This is a genomic window from Burkholderia vietnamiensis LMG 10929 (genome assembly GCF_000959445.1).
In the GTDB taxonomy this organism is placed as follows: Bacteria; Pseudomonadota; Gammaproteobacteria; order Burkholderiales; family Burkholderiaceae; genus Burkholderia; species Burkholderia vietnamiensis.
Genome location: NZ_CP009630.1, coordinates 69049 through 84014, shown reverse-complemented (window position 1 = coordinate 84014; position 14966 = coordinate 69049). Strand labels below are relative to the sequence as shown.

Annotated in this window: 14 protein-coding genes and 1 pseudogene; 7 read left to right on the top strand and 8 right to left on the bottom strand. The window is 69.3% G+C overall.

Annotation, left to right across the window (positions count from 1 at the left end):
- Positions 1–32: 32 nt before the first annotated feature.
- Complete coding sequence (locus AK36_RS00815) at positions 33–656, bottom strand: glutathione S-transferase family protein (RefSeq protein ID WP_045577639.1); 624 nt, start codon at positions 654–656, stop codon at positions 33–35.
- 312 nt (positions 657–968) lie between these two features.
- Between AK36_RS00815 and fabV the strand changes: the two genes are divergently transcribed.
- Positions 969–2171, top strand: coding sequence for an enoyl-ACP reductase FabV (fabV, locus tag AK36_RS00810; protein ID WP_014724132.1), 1203 nt, complete (start codon positions 969–971; stop codon positions 2169–2171).
- Between the two features lie 85 nt (positions 2172–2256).
- Here the strand turns inward: fabV and AK36_RS00805 are convergent, their stop codons facing one another.
- From AK36_RS00805 to AK36_RS00795, 3 genes are all read right to left on the bottom strand, one after another.
- The gene (locus tag AK36_RS00805; RefSeq protein WP_045577638.1) at positions 2257–2835 is read right to left on the bottom strand and encodes a membrane protein; all 579 of its coding nucleotides are present in this window, start codon (positions 2833–2835) and stop codon (positions 2257–2259) included.
- A gap of 112 nt (positions 2836–2947) precedes the next feature.
- Complete coding sequence (locus AK36_RS00800; RefSeq protein ID WP_045577637.1) at positions 2948–3733, bottom strand: YhfC family intramembrane metalloprotease; 786 nt, start codon at positions 3731–3733, stop codon at positions 2948–2950.
- Positions 3734–3790: 57 nt separating this feature from the next.
- On the bottom strand, positions 3791–4324 hold the full coding sequence (locus tag AK36_RS00795) for a GNAT family N-acetyltransferase (RefSeq protein ID WP_045577636.1): 534 nt from the start codon (positions 4322–4324) through the stop codon (positions 3791–3793).
- 481 nt (positions 4325–4805) lie between these two features.
- On the opposite strand from AK36_RS00795, the gene AK36_RS00790 reads away from it, so the two are divergent.
- Positions 4806–5282: an SRPBCC family protein gene (locus AK36_RS00790; RefSeq protein WP_011880990.1), complete on the top strand. Its 477-nt coding sequence runs from the start codon at positions 4806–4808 to the stop codon at positions 5280–5282.
- A 138-nt stretch (positions 5283–5420) separates the two neighbouring features.
- Positions 5421–6059: a 2-hydroxychromene-2-carboxylate isomerase gene (locus AK36_RS00785; protein WP_045577635.1), complete on the top strand. Its 639-nt coding sequence runs from the start codon at positions 5421–5423 to the stop codon at positions 6057–6059.
- A 15-nt stretch (positions 6060–6074) separates the two neighbouring features.
- Here AK36_RS00785 and AK36_RS00780 read toward each other — a convergent pair whose 3' ends face one another.
- Complete coding sequence (locus tag AK36_RS00780) at positions 6075–7058, bottom strand: LysR family transcriptional regulator (protein WP_014724136.1); 984 nt, start codon at positions 7056–7058, stop codon at positions 6075–6077.
- 100 nt (positions 7059–7158) lie between these two features.
- On the opposite strand from AK36_RS00780, the gene AK36_RS00775 reads away from it, so the two are divergent.
- On the top strand, positions 7159–8391 hold the full coding sequence (locus AK36_RS00775) for an MFS transporter (RefSeq protein WP_034193443.1): 1233 nt from the start codon (positions 7159–7161) through the stop codon (positions 8389–8391).
- Between the two features lie 426 nt (positions 8392–8817).
- Positions 8818–9513 carry a phosphatase PAP2 family protein gene (locus AK36_RS00770; protein WP_041494238.1) on the top strand — a complete coding sequence of 232 codons (696 nt, stop codon included), beginning with the start codon at positions 8818–8820 and terminating at the stop codon, positions 9511–9513.
- 176 nt (positions 9514–9689) lie between these two features.
- Here AK36_RS00770 and AK36_RS32400 read toward each other — a convergent pair.
- Together AK36_RS32400 and AK36_RS00765 are read right to left on the bottom strand one after the other, a co-directional pair.
- Positions 9690–9788 (bottom strand): annotated as a pseudogene (locus tag AK36_RS32400) (glutathione S-transferase family protein); the annotation flags it as partial.
- A gap of 34 nt (positions 9789–9822) precedes the next feature.
- Positions 9823–10893 carry an MBL fold metallo-hydrolase gene (locus AK36_RS00765; RefSeq protein ID WP_045577634.1) on the bottom strand — a complete coding sequence of 357 codons (1071 nt, stop codon included), beginning with the start codon at positions 10891–10893 and terminating at the stop codon, positions 9823–9825.
- 212 nt (positions 10894–11105) lie between these two features.
- Here AK36_RS00765 and AK36_RS00760 point away from each other — a divergent pair, with 212 nt between their 5' ends.
- Positions 11106–12014 carry an HTH-type transcriptional regulator ArgP gene (locus AK36_RS00760; protein WP_011880996.1) on the top strand — a complete coding sequence of 303 codons (909 nt, stop codon included), beginning with the start codon at positions 11106–11108 and terminating at the stop codon, positions 12012–12014.
- A 105-nt stretch (positions 12015–12119) separates the two neighbouring features.
- On the opposite strand, the gene ltaE is transcribed toward AK36_RS00760, so the two are convergent.
- On the bottom strand, positions 12120–13133 hold the full coding sequence (gene ltaE, locus AK36_RS00755; RefSeq protein ID WP_011880997.1) for a low-specificity L-threonine aldolase: 1014 nt from the start codon (positions 13131–13133) through the stop codon (positions 12120–12122).
- A 390-nt stretch (positions 13134–13523) separates the two neighbouring features.
- Here ltaE and AK36_RS00750 point away from each other — a divergent pair, with 390 nt between their 5' ends.
- Positions 13524–14945, top strand: a complete 1422-nt coding sequence (locus AK36_RS00750; RefSeq protein WP_011880998.1) for a cytochrome ubiquinol oxidase subunit I — start codon at positions 13524–13526, stop codon at positions 14943–14945.
- Positions 14946–14966: the final 21 nt, after the last annotated feature.

Here is a 14966-nt window from a genome sequence, read left to right as displayed (position 1 = left end):
GGCCGCGCACGCGCGCGACGCCGCGTGCATCGTTACGGGTTCGCGCTGCCCGCGTACTTCTTGAAGCCCTCGCGCGTCGCCAGACGCTCGACGTAGCGCTGCACCGCCGGCAGATCGGGACGCTCGAACGGCGTGCCGAACCAGCGGTTCACCGACAGGCCGATCGGAATGTCGGCGAGCGTGAAGTGCTCGCCGGCAACGAACGCATCGGTCGCGTCGAGGTGCGCGTTCAGCACCTGCATGTGGTTGGTCCAGCCGGCGATCGACTGCGCGATCGCGGCCGGGTCCTGATGCTGCGGCGACTTGCGCACGAGGCCGAGGAACGCGCCGACCCACGAACGGTTCAGGTCCGACGCCTGCCAGTCGATCCACTGATCGACCCGCGCGCGAGCGCGCGGGTCGGCCGGATACAGCGCGTCGTCGCCGTAGCGGTTCGCCAGATAGCGGATGATCGTGTTCGATTCCCACAGCACGAAATCGTCGTCCTTGATGACCGGGACGAGGCCGTTCGGATTCAGCGCCAGATAGGCGGGGTCGTTGGTCGAGCGGAAGCCCGAGCCCCAGTCTTCCTGCTCGAACGGCAGGTCGAGTTCGGTGCACAGCCACAGCACCTTGCGCACGTTGATGGACGGAATCTTGCCGAGGATCTGCAGCATGCGGGCTCCTTGTGAGGGTCGAGAGCGGAGCGGTCGGCCGGCACGGCGCGGCCGAACGCGGTCACGTCGGATTTATACACGAGCGCGCGGAAATCGACAGCGCGCGCTCGTGAAATCGGCGTTCCCGCCGCCGTCGCGCCGCCCGCATCGGCCCGGCCACGCGCCGCGGCACGCACGCGCCGCGGCGGTCCGACCCGACGCTCGCGAGCGCCGCCCTGTTCCCACCGCGCCCGCCGCGCCCGCCGCTTCCATTACAATGCGCGGGATTTTTCCGTTTTCAGGCCGTCCCTGCCTTTCTGACAAGAGGATTTCATGATCATCAAACCGCGCGTGCGTGGCTTCATCTGCGTGACCACTCATCCGGTCGGCTGCGAGGCCAACGTCAAGGAACAGATCGACTACGTGACTTCGCACGGCCCGATCGCCAACGGCCCGAAGAAGGTGCTCGTGATCGGCGCGTCGACCGGCTACGGCCTCGCGGCCCGGATCTCGGCCGCCTTCGGCTCGGGCGCGGACACGCTCGGCGTGTTCTTCGAGCGCGCCGGCAGCGACACCAAGCCGGGCACCGCCGGCTGGTACAACAGCGCCGCGTTCGAGAAATTCGCCGCCGAAAAGGGGCTCTATGCGCGCAGCATCAACGGCGACGCGTTCTCCGACAAGGTCAAGCAGATCACGATCGACACCATCAAGCAGGACCTCGGCAAGGTCGATCTGGTCGTCTACAGCCTGGCCGCGCCGCGCCGCACGCATCCGAAGACGGGCGAGACGATCAGCTCGACGCTGAAGCCGGTCGGCAAGTCGGTGACGTTCCGCGGCCTCGACACCGACAAGGAAACGATCCGCGAGGTGACGCTCGAGCCGGCGACGCAGGAAGAGATCGACGGCACCGTCGCCGTGATGGGCGGCGAGGACTGGCAGATGTGGATCGACGCGCTCGCCGACGCCGGCGTGCTGGCCGACGGCGCGAAGACGACCGCGTTCACGTATCTGGGCGAGCAGATCACGCATGACATCTACTGGAACGGCTCGATCGGCGAGGCGAAGAAGGATCTCGACAAGAAGGTCGTGTCGATCCGCGAGAAGCTCGCCGTGCATGGCGGCGACGCGCGCGTGTCGGTGCTGAAGGCCGTCGTCACGCAGGCGAGCTCGGCGATCCCGATGATGCCGCTGTACCTGTCGCTGCTGTTCAAGGTGATGAAGGAGAAGGGCACGCACGAAGGCTGCATCGAGCAGGTGTACGGGCTGCTGAAGGACAGCATGTACGGCGCGACGCCGCACATCGACGACGAAGGCCGGCTGCGCGCGGACTACAAGGAACTGGATCCGCAGGTGCAGGCGCAGGTCGTCGCGATGTGGGACAAGGTCACGAACGACAACCTGTACGAGATGACCGACTTCGCCGGTTACAAGACCGAGTTCCTGCGTCTGTTCGGCTTCGAGATCGCCGGCGTCGACTACGACGCGGACGTGAACCCGGACGTGAAGATCCCCGGCATCATCGACACGACGGCCTGACGGCCGATGCCCGCCGCGTGCGCATGCGTGCGGCGGGCCGTGTCGGCGCGGACGTCATCGCGTTCGCCGCCGCAGCGCGGTCGCTTCACTGGACGGCCGCGGCGGCATCCCACAGCGGCTGCCGGCCGAGCGCCGCATGCCACGCATCGAAACGCGTGCGCCACGATTCGAACGGCTCGGTCAGCGGGTGACGCGGATCGCCGCTGAGCGAATACGCCATTCCCTCGATCAGCCAGCGCGGCTTGGTCGCGACCGTCAGATTGCCGAGCGCTTCCGCCTGCCGATGGTGGATCAGCTCGTGTGCCACGAAGTAGGTCTGCCAGCCGCGCGGCGCGAAGACCACGCCGAAGTCTCCCAGCGTCAATGCCGCGCGTTCGCCGAGGCCGAACCGGTCGGCACACGCGCGCGTCGAGCAGAACACGACGCGCGGCGCCAAGCGGAATGCGCCGGTCACCGCCGCCGCGCGCGCGTAACCGTCGCGATAGAGCTGCCGCGCCTCGCCGAGCTTCGCGGGATCGTCGATGCAGATGTCGGCGCCCGCGCACGACACGCCGGGAACCAGCGCGGGCGCGATCACGCGCAACGGCTTGACGAGCGCCCATGCGGCGACGGGCAACGCGACGAGCAGGCCCGCGAGGGCAACGGCGATGGGGGTGCGTTTCATCGGGGCGGGGTTCCTTGGTGGGAAGGAGGATGTTGCGGCATCGATCGATCGGACGGTCGGGCGGCGCGGCCTGCGCAGCTTTTTGCGCCGTCGCGCGCCAGCGGCGGCGCGATCACGTCGCCTGCCCGCCCCGCAGCCCGTCGGCCGCGGCGCCCCATCGACTCGACCGGATCCCGAGCCACAGAATCGCGACGCTGCATCCTAGCAGGAGCGCCTCGAGCAGCGTCGAGTCGAGGTGCCAATAGCGCGACAGCAGCACGACGACGAGATCGATCGCGAAATGAACCGCGATCGCGCCGAGCAGCCAGCGCTTCGTGCCGCGCACGAACGTCTGCATCACCATCAGCGACATCCCGACATGCGCGGCAACCGCGCTCACGCGCTCGAGCACCGCGAGGAACGGCGACGCGAGCGTCATGCCGGCGAACTGCGACGCGATCAGCGTTTGCACGCCCGCGCTGGTCACGAGCCCGGCGCGCGCGAGCAGATAGCCGCCGCAGAGCGCGACGAAGCCGACGCCGACCAGCAGCATCGCCTCCAGCCCGCCGTGGCCGAGCCCGTACATCACCGCGGTGCGCGGATCGCGTTGCCCGGCCAGCAGATAGCGGAACGCGACCCAGCGCCCGCACTCCTCGAACAGTGCCGCGGTGAGCGCCGCGAATACGAGCATCGGCATATGCCAGCGCGGATCGTCGCCGAGCCAGCGAAACAGCGGAATCTGCCAAGACAGCCGCAGCACCGGCTGGAATACGAAGAAGATCAGCATCCCGCAGAAAAACGCGCGCCACGGCACGCCCGCGCGATGCCGCCACACGAGCGCGAGCAGCGGCGGGCCGGCCAACGCGGTGACGCCCGCGCAGAACGTGGCGAACAGCAGAACCGGATCGATGATGTGCATGGGAACGGAACGGGATGAAAGGGCGAGTGGACGTGCGCAGCGCCGATCGTGCGTGCATCACGACACAAGCTGCTTGTGAAAATACGTGGTCGCGCACGGCGTGCCGTCGGGCATCAGCGCGTAGTTCGGCACGACGCCGACGCGCTGCCAGCCGGCTCGCTCGTACAGGCGTTCGGCATCGCCGCCCGTCACCGTGTCGAGCACGAGCACGGTCTTGCCGGCTTCGCGTGCGGCGTGGTCGGCGGCGGCCAGCAGCTTCGCGGCGATGCCCTGCCGACGCGCGCGCCGGGACACGAGCATCTTCGCGACGTCGGCGCGATGCGGCTGGTTCTCCGCTTGCGCGGTCACGATCTGCACGGTGCCGACGATGCGCGCGGCCGCGTCCTCGGCGACGAGCAGGATGCGCTCGCCGCGCGCCACGCCTTCGGCAACCTGCTTCCAGAATGCAACGGCCGTCGCGCGCGCGATCGGCAGCATGAAGCTCACGGACGCGCCGCCCTCGACGCAGTCGATCAGCACGTCGGCCAGCGCATCGACGCACGCATGTGCTTCGCGCGCGTCGACGCGACGCGCGGTGACAGGTTCGGTCATTCCTTCTCTCTCCGGAAGTCAGGCGGGCGGCATGCGCCCGATCGAAGCCGACGACGGCATGCGCGCGAAGGCGCGCACGGGACGGCCCGCGTCCGCCAATACGGCGCCGAGCCGGGCCGCCGAGTGATGCCGCCCCGTCATGCTACGCGAACCGACGATGCACCGCCTATGCTCGCTGCACGACCCACTTTCAGCGATGTATCGCAGGCGCCGGCCGCCAGGTCGATGCGTTGAGCGTTGCTGCGCCGACAACGGCGCGCGGACCATTCCGGCGCTGGCCGCACCGTTCGATATGACGCGACCGTCGTCCTGAAGCGTGTCGCAGCGCCCCCGCCCTGGCGCGATCCGCGAATCGGAACGCTCGCGGCCCTGCAAGCGGCTCGTCATTGCGAGACGCCTGCCGCGCGCCTACGATGCGTGAAAGAAGCACGACGACACGCCGTCGCCGGCGTGCACCGTCACGCGCTTCGCAGGAGGCGACATGCTGCACATGCACACGCATTCGACCCGGGTCAGCCGGCACCTGAACGCACCGCGCGGACGCGTCTACCGCGCATTGCTCGACCCGCACGCGGTCGAACGATGGAAGGTGCCCGACGGCATGACGTGCCGCGTGCACGCCTACGACGCGCGCGAAGGCGGTGCGCTGCGCGTGTCGCTCAGCTACGACGCGCCGTCGGACGGCACCGGCAAGACCACCGCGCACACCGACACTTATCACGGCCGCTTCGTGACGCTCGTGCCCGACGAGCGAATCGTCGAGATCGACGTGTTCGAAACCGACGATCCGCTGCTGCGCGGCGCGATGACGGTCACGATCACGCTGTCCGACGAAGCGGGCGGCACGCGCGTCGAGGCCGTGCACGACGGCGTGCCGCCCGGCGTGCCGGCCGCCGACAACGAGACCGGCTGGCGGATGGCGCTCGCGAAGCTCGCGGCGCTCGTCGAGCACGGTTGAGCCGGCCCGCAGCGCACACACTGCCAGCCGGCAGCGCGAAAGCCCGCCGCATGCGACACTGGCCGCCGCTGCGTGCAGCGCGCCGGCCGCCGGCGCGCTGCCCGTCACCGCCTTCCGACTCCGCACAAGGGACCGACGATGAACGCCACGCGCACCGCCACCTGGTATTTCGATTTCGTTTCGCCGTTCGCCTATCTGCAGCAGGAACGCTTCGACACGTTGCCGCCCGGCATCGCCTTCGAGCCCAAGCCGATCGTGCTCGGCGCGCTGCTCGCGCACTGGGGACAGAAAGCGCCGGCCGAGATTGCGGCGAAGCGCGTGTTCACCTACCGCCACGCGCAATACCGCGCGGACAAGCTCGGCATTGCGTTCCGGATGCCGCCCGCCCATCCGTTCAACCCGATCCGGCCGCTGCGGCTCGCGATCGCGATGGGCGGCTCGCCCGACGCGATCCGGCGCATCTTCCGGCACATCTGGCGCGACGGCAACGACGTGTCGACACCGGACGGCTTCGCCGCGCTGTGCGAGGCGGTCGGCTTTCCGGACGGCGTGACGGCCGTCGACGCGCAACCGGTGAAGGACGCGCTGCGCGCGAACACCGACCGGGCGATCGCGCACGGCGTGTTCGGCGTGCCGACCTTCGAACTCGACGGCGACCTGTTCTGGGGCGAGGACGCGACCGACATGTTCGTCGACTGCGCGACGTCGCGCGCGTGGCTCGACTCGCCCGAAGTGCGCCGCATCAGCACGCTGCCGGAAGGCCTCCGGCGCGGCTGACGGCGCGCCCGGCGCCTACGCGCCGCGGTCTTCGACGAGCGGCGGCACCGCGTCGCGCATCATCGCGACGAAGCGCACGAGCCGCGACGGATAGAACTGCGCATGCGGATAGGTCAGGTACACCGGCAGCGGCGACGCCTGCCAGTCGGGCGCGAGATGCACGAGTTCGCCGCGTGCGAGATGATCGGCGAGCAGCCACGACGAGCCGACGCATGCGCCGACGCCGAGCAGCGCTGCGCTGCGCAGCGCGTACAGGTTCTCGGTCGTGACGCGCGGACGGATCGCGATGCGTCGCGTGTCGCCGGTGACGGCGTGCGTCAGCGTGAGTTCGTTCCGGTAATAGGTGCGCAGCGCGAGCCACGGCAACGCGGCGAGCGCGTCGGGATCGGCCGGCACGGCCGCGCGATCGAGCACCGACGGCGCGGCCACCACGAAGCGCGGCACCTTCGTCAGCCGGATCGCGACGACGCCCGGGTCGCTCGGCTCACCCACCTGGATCGCGCAGTCGATGCCGCTGCCGACGAAGTCGCGCACCTCGTCCTGCAGCAACCATTCCACCGAGACGCGCGGATAGTCGCGCAGGAACTGCGCTAGCGGCGCGACGAAGCGCTCCTGCCCGAACGCATGCGGCACCGCGACCCGCAGCAGCCCGTCCGGCTCCTCCTGCGCGCCGCGCAGGTCGGCCTCGAAGGCGGCCCAGCCGGCCAGCAGCTCCTTTGCGCGCGTGAAGCAGCGTTCGCCGTCGACGGTCAGCCGCATCGCATGCGTCGTGCGCTGCAGCAGCCGCATGCCGAGCGAGCGCTCGAGCGCCTGCAGCCGCCGGCTGACGGTCGGCTGCGTCGTGTGCAACTGCGCGGCGGCCGCCGACAGGCTGCCGGCTTCGACTATGCGCACGAATGTTTCCATCAGCTCGAAACGGTAGCCTGCGCCGTCGACCGGAACCGTCTCGAGGCGCGGAGACCGGCCAGCAGCGGGCGAATCGGAGATTTCGTCTGTCATTCGCGAAGCGTATAACAAATGTGCGCCGCGCGGTACTACCCACGCCTGGCGGCGATCGGCACACTGCGTTCCATCCGTTACCCGAACCAGGATGCACGCGATGTCCACCCCCACCCATCTCGCCGCCGCGCCCCGCGCGGCTCACGCGCCGGCCCATGCGGCCGCTGCGTCTCTGCCCGACCGCCGTCTCGTGATGCTGCTAGCCGCGGCGGCCGGCCTCGGCGTTGCGCCGCTCTATTACGCTCAGCCGATGCTCGCCGCGCTCGGCGCCGACGTCGGCGCATCGGCCCGCGCGATCGGCTTCGTGCCGACGCTGACGCAGCTTGGCTATGCGCTCGGCATCCTGCTGCTCGCGCCGCTCGGCGACCGCTTCGACCGACGCCGCGTGATCGTGTCGAAGGCCGCCGCGCTGGTCGTCGCCCTGTTGCTCGCCGCGTTCGCGCCGTCGCTCGGGCTGCTGCTGGCCGCCAGCTTCGCGATCGGCCTGACCGCGACGATGGCGCAGGACGTCGTGCCGGCCGCCGCGACGCTCGCGCACGACGCCCATCGCGGCCGCATCGTCGGCACGGTGATGACGGGGCTGCTGCTCGGCATCCTGCTGTCGCGCGTCGTCGCCGGCTTCGTCGCCGAAACGATCGGCTGGCGCGCGATGTTCGCGCTCGCGGCCGCGAGCGTCGCCGCGATCGGCGTGATCGCCGCACGCGGGCTGCCGCGCTTCGAGCCGGCCACGCAGCTGTCCTACCGCGCGCTGATCGCGTCGCTCGGCGAACTGTGGCGCCGTCATCCCGCGCTGCGCCGTGCGGCGCTCGCGCAAGGGCTGCTGGCCGTCGGCTTCAGCGCGTTCTGGTCGACGCTCGCGGTGATGCTGCACGGCGCGCCGTTCCATCTCGGCAGCGCGGCCGCCGGCGCATTCGGCCTCGCCGGCGCGGCGGGCGCACTGGCCGCGCCGATCGCCGGACGCCTGGCCGATCATCATGGCCCCGAGCGCGTCACGCGGATCGGCATCGCGATCGCGACGGTGTCGTTCGCCGCGATGGGCGCCGCGCCGCTGATGACGCCGCATGCACAGCTCGCGCTGCTCGCCGCGGCGACGATCGGCTTCGACCTCGGCGTGCAGGCCACGCTGATCGCGCATCAGGCGATCGTCTACCGGATCGATCCCGCGTCGCGCAGCCGCCTGAACGCCGTGCTGTTCGTCGGCATGTTCATCGGGATGGCGGCCGGCGCCGCGGCGGGCAGCGCGTTGCTCGCACAGTTCGGCTGGAATGCGGTGATCGTGCTGGCCGTCGCGACGTCGGTCGCGGCGCTCGCCGTGCGGATGTGGCGCCGGTAATTCTTCCGCCCAGCGCGGATATGAAGCGGGCAGGCTCGACGGCCTGCCCGCTTTTTTTATTTTCTTTCGCGGGTCGCACGGGGCGCCGCCGCGCGACAGCCGGGCGCGGCCGGCGCCCCCGGTCCGCTCATCCGGTGCAAGGTCGACGGCACGTCGCCCGCTCGGCAGTCCGGCCAATTATTTTTCCGCACGCCCCGATGGTTGCTCCTGCAACCGTATGACGATTTCGCGGAGCCGCGCCGCACGGCGTCGAGCAATCCGGCCCCATCGAAAAACCGCATTTTCTCCGGGAATTCCCGGTATTTTTTCCCATTTTCTTCAACATTACCGATGACATACTTGCCCCCCGTCGTGCTCCGTTGCGAGCGCGCTTTCTGATTCCGCCGGTCGCAGCCGATGGGTTGCCGTGCCGTCGGGCCGCATGACATGAATGATTTCGACACCACGATCCAGGTCTTCCTCACGCACATCACGTTCGGGCCGCTGATGAATCACGCGATCCGCGTGATCGCCGGCCTCTATACGTTCAAGGGCTTCGTCCTGATCCCCGTGCTGTGCTGGCTATGGTTTCAGCCGGGGCCGCAGCGCGAACGGCAACGCGAGCTGGTCGTCGCGACGGTGGCGAGCGGGCTCGTCGCGCTCGCGGTCGGGCGGCTGCTCGCGAAAACGCTGCCGTTCCGCGTGCGGCCGATCTACAACCCCGAGCTGCATCTGCACTTCCCGTCCGACACGCTGCGCGCGGCCACGCTGCAAGCGTGGAGCTCGTTCCCGAGCGACCACGCGATGCTGTGGATGGCGATCGCGACGGGCATCTTCATCATCGCGCGGCGCGCCGGCGTGTTCGCGCTGCTGTATGCGGTCGTGTTCATCTGCGTGCCGCGCGCGTATCTCGGCTATCACTATCCGACCGACCTGATCGCCGGCGCCGCGATCGGCATCGCGATCGCGTGGCTGCTCACGCGCGATGCGGTCCGCTCGCGCTTCGCGCCGCACGCGCTCGCCGCGATCCGGCGCTTTCCCGCGCCGGCCTATACGCTCGCGTTCCTGCTGTGCTTCGAGCTGATCACGCAGTTCGACGAACTGCTCACGCTCGCGCAGTCGGTCACGCATACGACGTTGTAACGGCGTGGTCGGCGGATGCGTTCGGTGCGGTCGTCGCGACGCGCGCGCATACGCTGTGGGCCGCGGGCGATCGCATCGCGCAGCTCGCATGGAGGTGGATGCGATGCGGGTGCCGATGCCGAGCCGATGCCGATGCCGAACCGGTGCCGGCGTGAGTAAGGCTGCGTCCACGTGCGTCAGTCGCGATCGGACGCGCCGAGCGGAAAGGACGCACGATACGATCGCGCTTCATCAACCGCGCATGCAAACGACGGACGCGCAAGCAACCGCGTGCGCGTCCAGCCAATTCGACATCCGCTCGTGATGTTCTTACGCTCGCCCGTCCGCCACGATGCGCCCTTCGCTGCGCCAGCGCAGCATCCCGCCGCCGAGGTTCGCCACCGCGTCGAAGCCGGCCTTTCGCAGGATCACGGTCGCCTGCGCGGAGCGGCCGCCCGCGCGGCACACGGTCACGATCGGCCGCGTGTGCTCGAGCTCGCCGGTGCGCGCGGCGAGTTCGCCGAGCGGAATCGGCGTCGCGCCGGGCAGATGGCCGAGCGGGCCGGTGAATTCGTCCGGTTCGCGCACGTCGACGACCTGCACCGTGCGCAGATGATCTTCGAGCCACTGCGGATCGATTTCCCAGAACCCGGCGAACGTGTAGACGAGCGGCGCCCAATCCGGCGCGGCCTGCGCATCGGGCGCGTTCGCGGCGACGCCGCACTGCAGGTTCGCGGGCACCGCGACGTCGATCTGCCGCGGATGCGCGAGCCCGAGGTTGCGCATGTAGCCGGCGAAATCGTCTTCGCTGAGATCGCCGCCGAGGCGCGGGTTGAAGCGCCGCTCCTCGCCGACGCTCGTCACCGTCAGCCCGCGGTAGTCGTGCGCCGGATACAGCAGGCACGCGGCCGGCAGCGTGAACAGCCGGCCGTGCACCGCGCGATACAGCGCACGCGGGTCGCCCTGCTGGAAATCGGTGCGGCCGGTGCCGCGAATCAGCAGGCAATCGCCGGTGAAGGCCATCGATTCGTCGTCGAGCACGAGGCTGATGCAGCCGCTCGTATGGCCGGGCGTCGCTCGCACGGTCAGGTAGCGGCCGCCGAACCGGCAGCGCTCGCCGTCGTTCAGATAGCGGTCGGCGCCTTGCGCGCCGCTCGCGGCCGAGATCGCGATCGTGCTGCCGGCGCGCTGCTTGAGCAGCCACGCGCCCGTCACGTGATCGGCGTGCACGTGCGTATCGATCGTCGCGACGAGCCGCAGCCCGAGCTCGTCGACGAGCGCCGCGTCGCGACGCACCTGTTCGAACACGGGATCGATCAGCAGCGCTTCGCGCGATGCCGGGTCGGCGAGCAGATAGGTGTAGGTCGACGATTGCGGGTCGAACAGTTGGCGGAAGATCATGGCGATGTTGCTCCGTCGGCGGAGTGTGGCGGTCGCGCGGAAGGCGGCATGGATGCCGCCGATGCGGGGCGATATGCGCACGTGTACCCACAAGCGTAGTGCAAAACGCGGCGGCCATTGGCGGCTTCGTACGGGAGACGCGTGACGCTGCGGGCAGTCGCATGCGGCCTTACACTGGCGGGCCTCATCTCACGTCACCGGAGTTGCGTCGCATGTCTCTGACGATCGACCCCAAGCAGGCCGCCGCGCTGCTCGCCGTCGCCGACACCGGCAGCTTCGAGCAGGCCGCCGTCCGGCTGCACGTGACCGCATCGGCCGTCACGCAGCGCGTGCGCGCGCTCGAGGCGAGCCTCGGCACGCCGCTCGTGCTGCGCACGCGGCCATGCCGACCGACGATCGCGGGCCAGCGCGTGCTGCAGCATCTGCGCCGCGTGGCGCTGCTGCAAGCCGACCTGCAAAGCACGCTCGCGGCCGAGCGTGCATCGCCGATCTCGGTCACGATCGCGCTGAACTCCGACAGCCTCGGCACGTGGTTCCTGCCCGCGCTGACGTCGGTGCTGGCCGGCGAGCGCATCCTGTTCGAGCTGATCGTCGAGGATCAGGACCACACGTTCGCGCTGCTCGAAAGCGGCATGGCCGTCGGCTGCGTGACGACCGAGTCGAAGCCGATGCGCGGCTGCGTCGCGACGCCGCTCGGCACGATGCGCTATCGGCTGCTCGCGGCGGCCGCGTTCGCCGCGCGGTGGTTTCCGCGCGGGCTGAACCGCGCGAGCGCGCGCGCGGCGCCCGTCGTCGCGTATTCGCGCCGCGACACGCTGCAGTCCACGTTTTTGAGGGAGAAGCTCGGGCTGCCCGACGGCGCGTATCCGTGCCACTACGTGCCGGGCACGCATGCCCACTTCGCGGCAGTCAGGCACGCGCTCGGCTATGCGATGGTGCCCGAGCCGCTGCTCGGCGATGTGCCGCTCGACGCCCAGGGTCTCGTCGACCTCGCGCACGCGCATCCGACCGACATCACGCTGTACTGGCACGCGTGGACGGTGCAGTCGCCGACGATGGCGTCGCTGTCCGCGCGGGTCGTCGAAGCGGCGCGCCGTTTGCTCGCGCCGCTGGCGGATTGAGACCAGGTGGGGCCATGTGCGCATCGCACTCTGCACCGCGTGATCCGTGTAATCGGCCCAACCGACGCAACCAACGCAATCGGCCGAACTGCCCCACCCATCCGGTTACCCGCGACGCTTCGCGAAATACGCGCGCACTGCGTCAACGAAGGTACCGATATCCGCCCGCGACACGTCGCAGTGCGTGACGAAGCGCGACGCGTACAGCATCTGCGTCAGAATCCCGTGCTCCTTGAGCCACGCCTCGAGCGGCGCGCAGTCGGCTTCGGGGAATTGCGCGAACACCATGTTGGTCGCCTGCGACGTCACCTTCACCGGCTCGATGCGCGCGAGGCCCTCGGCGAGGTGCGCGGCATTCGCGTGATCGTCGGCGAGCCGCTCGACGTTGTGATCGAGCGCGTACAGGCACGCGGCCGCGAGGATGCCCGACTGCCGCATCCCGCCGCCCAGCACCTTGCGCCAGCGCTGCGCGCGCTCGAGCAGCGCGCGGCTGCCGACCAGCACCGACCCGACCGGCGCGCCGAGCCCTTTCGAGAAGCAGATCGACACGGTATCGAAGCCCTCGCACAGCTCGGCGAGCGAGCGCCCCGACGCGACGGCCGCATTGCACACGCGCGCGCCGTCGAGGTGGGTGGCGAGCCCGCGGCTGCGCGCGAGCGCGACGGCTTCGCGCACATAGCCTTCCGGCAGCACCTTGCCGCCGATCGTGTTCTCGAGCGCGAGCAGGCGCGTGCGCGCGAAGTGATTGTCGAGCGGCTTGATCGCCGCGGCGATCTTCTCGAGCGGCAGCGTGCCGTCGGGCGCGTTCTCGAGCGGTTGCGGCTGGATGCTGCCGAGCACCGCCGCGCCGCCGCCCTCGTACTTGTAGGTGTGCGCGAGCTGACCGACGATGTATTCGTCGCCGCGCTCGCAATGCGCCATCAAGGCAGCGAGGTTGCTCTGCGTGCCGCTCGGGAAGAACAGGCCGGCTTCCTTGCCCGCGCGCTCGGCCGTGACGGCCTGCAGGCGCAGCACGGTCGGGTCGTCGCCCCACACGTCGTCGCCGACTTCGGCGGCAGTCATGGCGGCCAGCATCGGCTGGCTCGGACGCGTCACGGTATCGCTGCGTAAATCGATCATCTTCGTGCCCTGTGTGAAAGCGGACCGGAACCGAGACGCCCGGCCCTGCCGAAACGAGACTCAGAGTGTACGCAATTCATGCGACGCACGCCGCAGCCGCGCACGCAGCGGCGTGTTGACGCACGACAGGCGATCCGCATGATGCGTCGCGCCATATTGCCGCACGTGCGGCAGACCGCCGCGCAGCCGTCGCATGCGCCGCGCATCGCGTTGTTGATACGAATCAACGATTTATCTCGAAAACGGGCGCGACGCGCTGGACATCTGCGACGAGTTGGCACATTTCGCAGCGCAGCATCGGGGCAGATACTCCAGCCAACCCCGCCGCCCTCGACGGTTCGGGGGCCGCCGGCACCCGCCGGCGGGTATCGTCAGCCTCGGTCAACTGGTATGAACACCGCATTTTCGGCCTTCGATCTGGCCCGCCTGCAATTCGCGTTCACCGTCTCCTTCCACATCGTGTTCCCGGCGCTGAGCATCGGCCTCGCCAGCTTCATCGCCGTGCTCGAATATCGCTGGCTGAAGACGGGCAAGTCTTACTACAAAACCCTGTGTCTGTTCTGGTCGAAGATCTTCGCGGTCGCGTTCGGGATGGGCGTCGTCTCCGGCGTCGTGATGAGCTACCAGTTCGGCACGAACTGGTCGGGCTTCTCGAGCTTCGCCGGCTCCGTCACCGGCCCGCTGCTGATGTACGAGGTCATGACCGCGTTCTTCCTCGAAGCGGGCTTCCTCGGCATCATGCTGTTCGGCTGGAATCGCGTCAGCCCGCGCGCGCACTTCGGCGCGACGCTGATGGTCGCGATCGGCACGCTGATCTCCACCTTCTGGATCCTCGCGTCGAACAGCTGGATGCAGACGCCGCAGGGCTTCGAGATCGTCGACGGCCGCATCGTGCCGACCGACTGGCTCGCGATCATCTTCAACCCGTCGTTCCCGTACCGCCTGCTGCACATGGCGATCGCCGCGTTCATCGTCGCGGCGCTGGTCGTGGCCGCGACGGGCGCATGGCATCTGCTGAAGGGCCGTCGCGACCGCGGCGTGAAGAAGATGTTCTCGATGGCGCTGTGGCTGCTGCTCGTGCTCGCGCCGCTGCAAGCCGTGATCGGCGACCAGCACGGGATCAACACGCTGAAGCACCAGCCCGCGAAGATCGCCGCGATCGAAGGGCTGTGGGACACCGAAAAGGGCGGCACGGCGCTCAACCTGTTCGGCATTCCGGACATGAAGGCCGAAACGACGCGCTACGCGGTTAAGGTTCCGCATCTCGGCAGCCTGATCCTCACGCATAGCTGGGACGGCGAAATCCGCGGGTTGAAGGACTTCCCGCCGCAAGACCGCCCGAATTCGACGATCGTGTTCTGGAGCTTCCGGATCATGGTCGGCATCGGCTTCGCGATGATCGGCCTCGCCGTGCTCGCGTGGCTGCTGCGCCGCCGCGGTAGCCTGTACGAATCGAAGTGGTTCCACCGCTTCGCGCTGGCGATGGGCCCGACCGGCTTCGTGTCGCTGCTCGCCGGCTGGGTGACGACCGAAGCCGGCCGCCAGCCCTGGGTCGTGTACGGCGTGATGCGCACCGCGCAGGCCGTGTCGCCGCTGACGCTGCAGCAGGTCAGCCTGTCGATGATGACCTTCGTGATCGTCTACTTCCTCGTGTTCGGCACCGGCATGTACTACATCCTGAAGCTGATGAAGGCCGGCCCCGCGCTGCCCGACGCGACGCACGACGCGAACCACGACGCGCCCGGCTCGCGCCGCGATCACACCGCGCGCCGCCCGATGTCGGCGGTCGACGAACTGATCGAGACCGTCTGAGCCCCCCTTCTGAGCAAACGA

What these genes read in the sequence shown, in the direction of transcription:
- AK36_RS00815 (WP_045577639.1), bottom strand. Translation starts at nt 656, where the DNA reads ATGCTGCAGATCCTCGGCAAGATTCCGTCCATCAACGTGCGCAAGGTG.
- fabV (WP_014724132.1), top strand. Translation starts at nt 969, where the DNA reads ATGATCATCAAACCGCGCGTGCGTGGCTTCATCTGCGTGACCACTCAT.
- AK36_RS00805 (WP_045577638.1), bottom strand. Translation starts at nt 2,835, where the DNA reads ATGAAACGCACCCCCATCGCCGTTGCCCTCGCGGGCCTGCTCGTCGCG.
- AK36_RS00800 (WP_045577637.1), bottom strand. Translation starts at nt 3,733, where the DNA reads ATGCACATCATCGATCCGGTTCTGCTGTTCGCCACGTTCTGCGCGGGC.
- AK36_RS00795 (WP_045577636.1), bottom strand. Translation starts at nt 4,324, where the DNA reads ATGACCGAACCTGTCACCGCGCGTCGCGTCGACGCGCGCGAAGCACAT.
- AK36_RS00790 (WP_011880990.1), top strand. Translation starts at nt 4,806, where the DNA reads ATGCTGCACATGCACACGCATTCGACCCGGGTCAGCCGGCACCTGAAC.
- AK36_RS00785 (WP_045577635.1), top strand. Translation starts at nt 5,421, where the DNA reads ATGAACGCCACGCGCACCGCCACCTGGTATTTCGATTTCGTTTCGCCG.
- AK36_RS00780 (WP_014724136.1), bottom strand. Translation starts at nt 7,058, where the DNA reads ATGACAGACGAAATCTCCGATTCGCCCGCTGCTGGCCGGTCTCCGCGC.
- AK36_RS00775 (WP_034193443.1), top strand. Translation starts at nt 7,159, where the DNA reads ATGTCCACCCCCACCCATCTCGCCGCCGCGCCCCGCGCGGCTCACGCG.
- AK36_RS00770 (WP_041494238.1), top strand. Translation starts at nt 8,818, where the DNA reads ATGAATGATTTCGACACCACGATCCAGGTCTTCCTCACGCACATCACG.
- AK36_RS00765 (WP_045577634.1), bottom strand. Translation starts at nt 10,893, where the DNA reads ATGATCTTCCGCCAACTGTTCGACCCGCAATCGTCGACCTACACCTAT.
- AK36_RS00760 (WP_011880996.1), top strand. Translation starts at nt 11,106, where the DNA reads ATGTCTCTGACGATCGACCCCAAGCAGGCCGCCGCGCTGCTCGCCGTC.
- ltaE (WP_011880997.1), bottom strand. Translation starts at nt 13,133, where the DNA reads ATGATCGATTTACGCAGCGATACCGTGACGCGTCCGAGCCAGCCGATG.
- AK36_RS00750 (WP_011880998.1), top strand. Translation starts at nt 13,524, where the DNA reads ATGAACACCGCATTTTCGGCCTTCGATCTGGCCCGCCTGCAATTCGCG.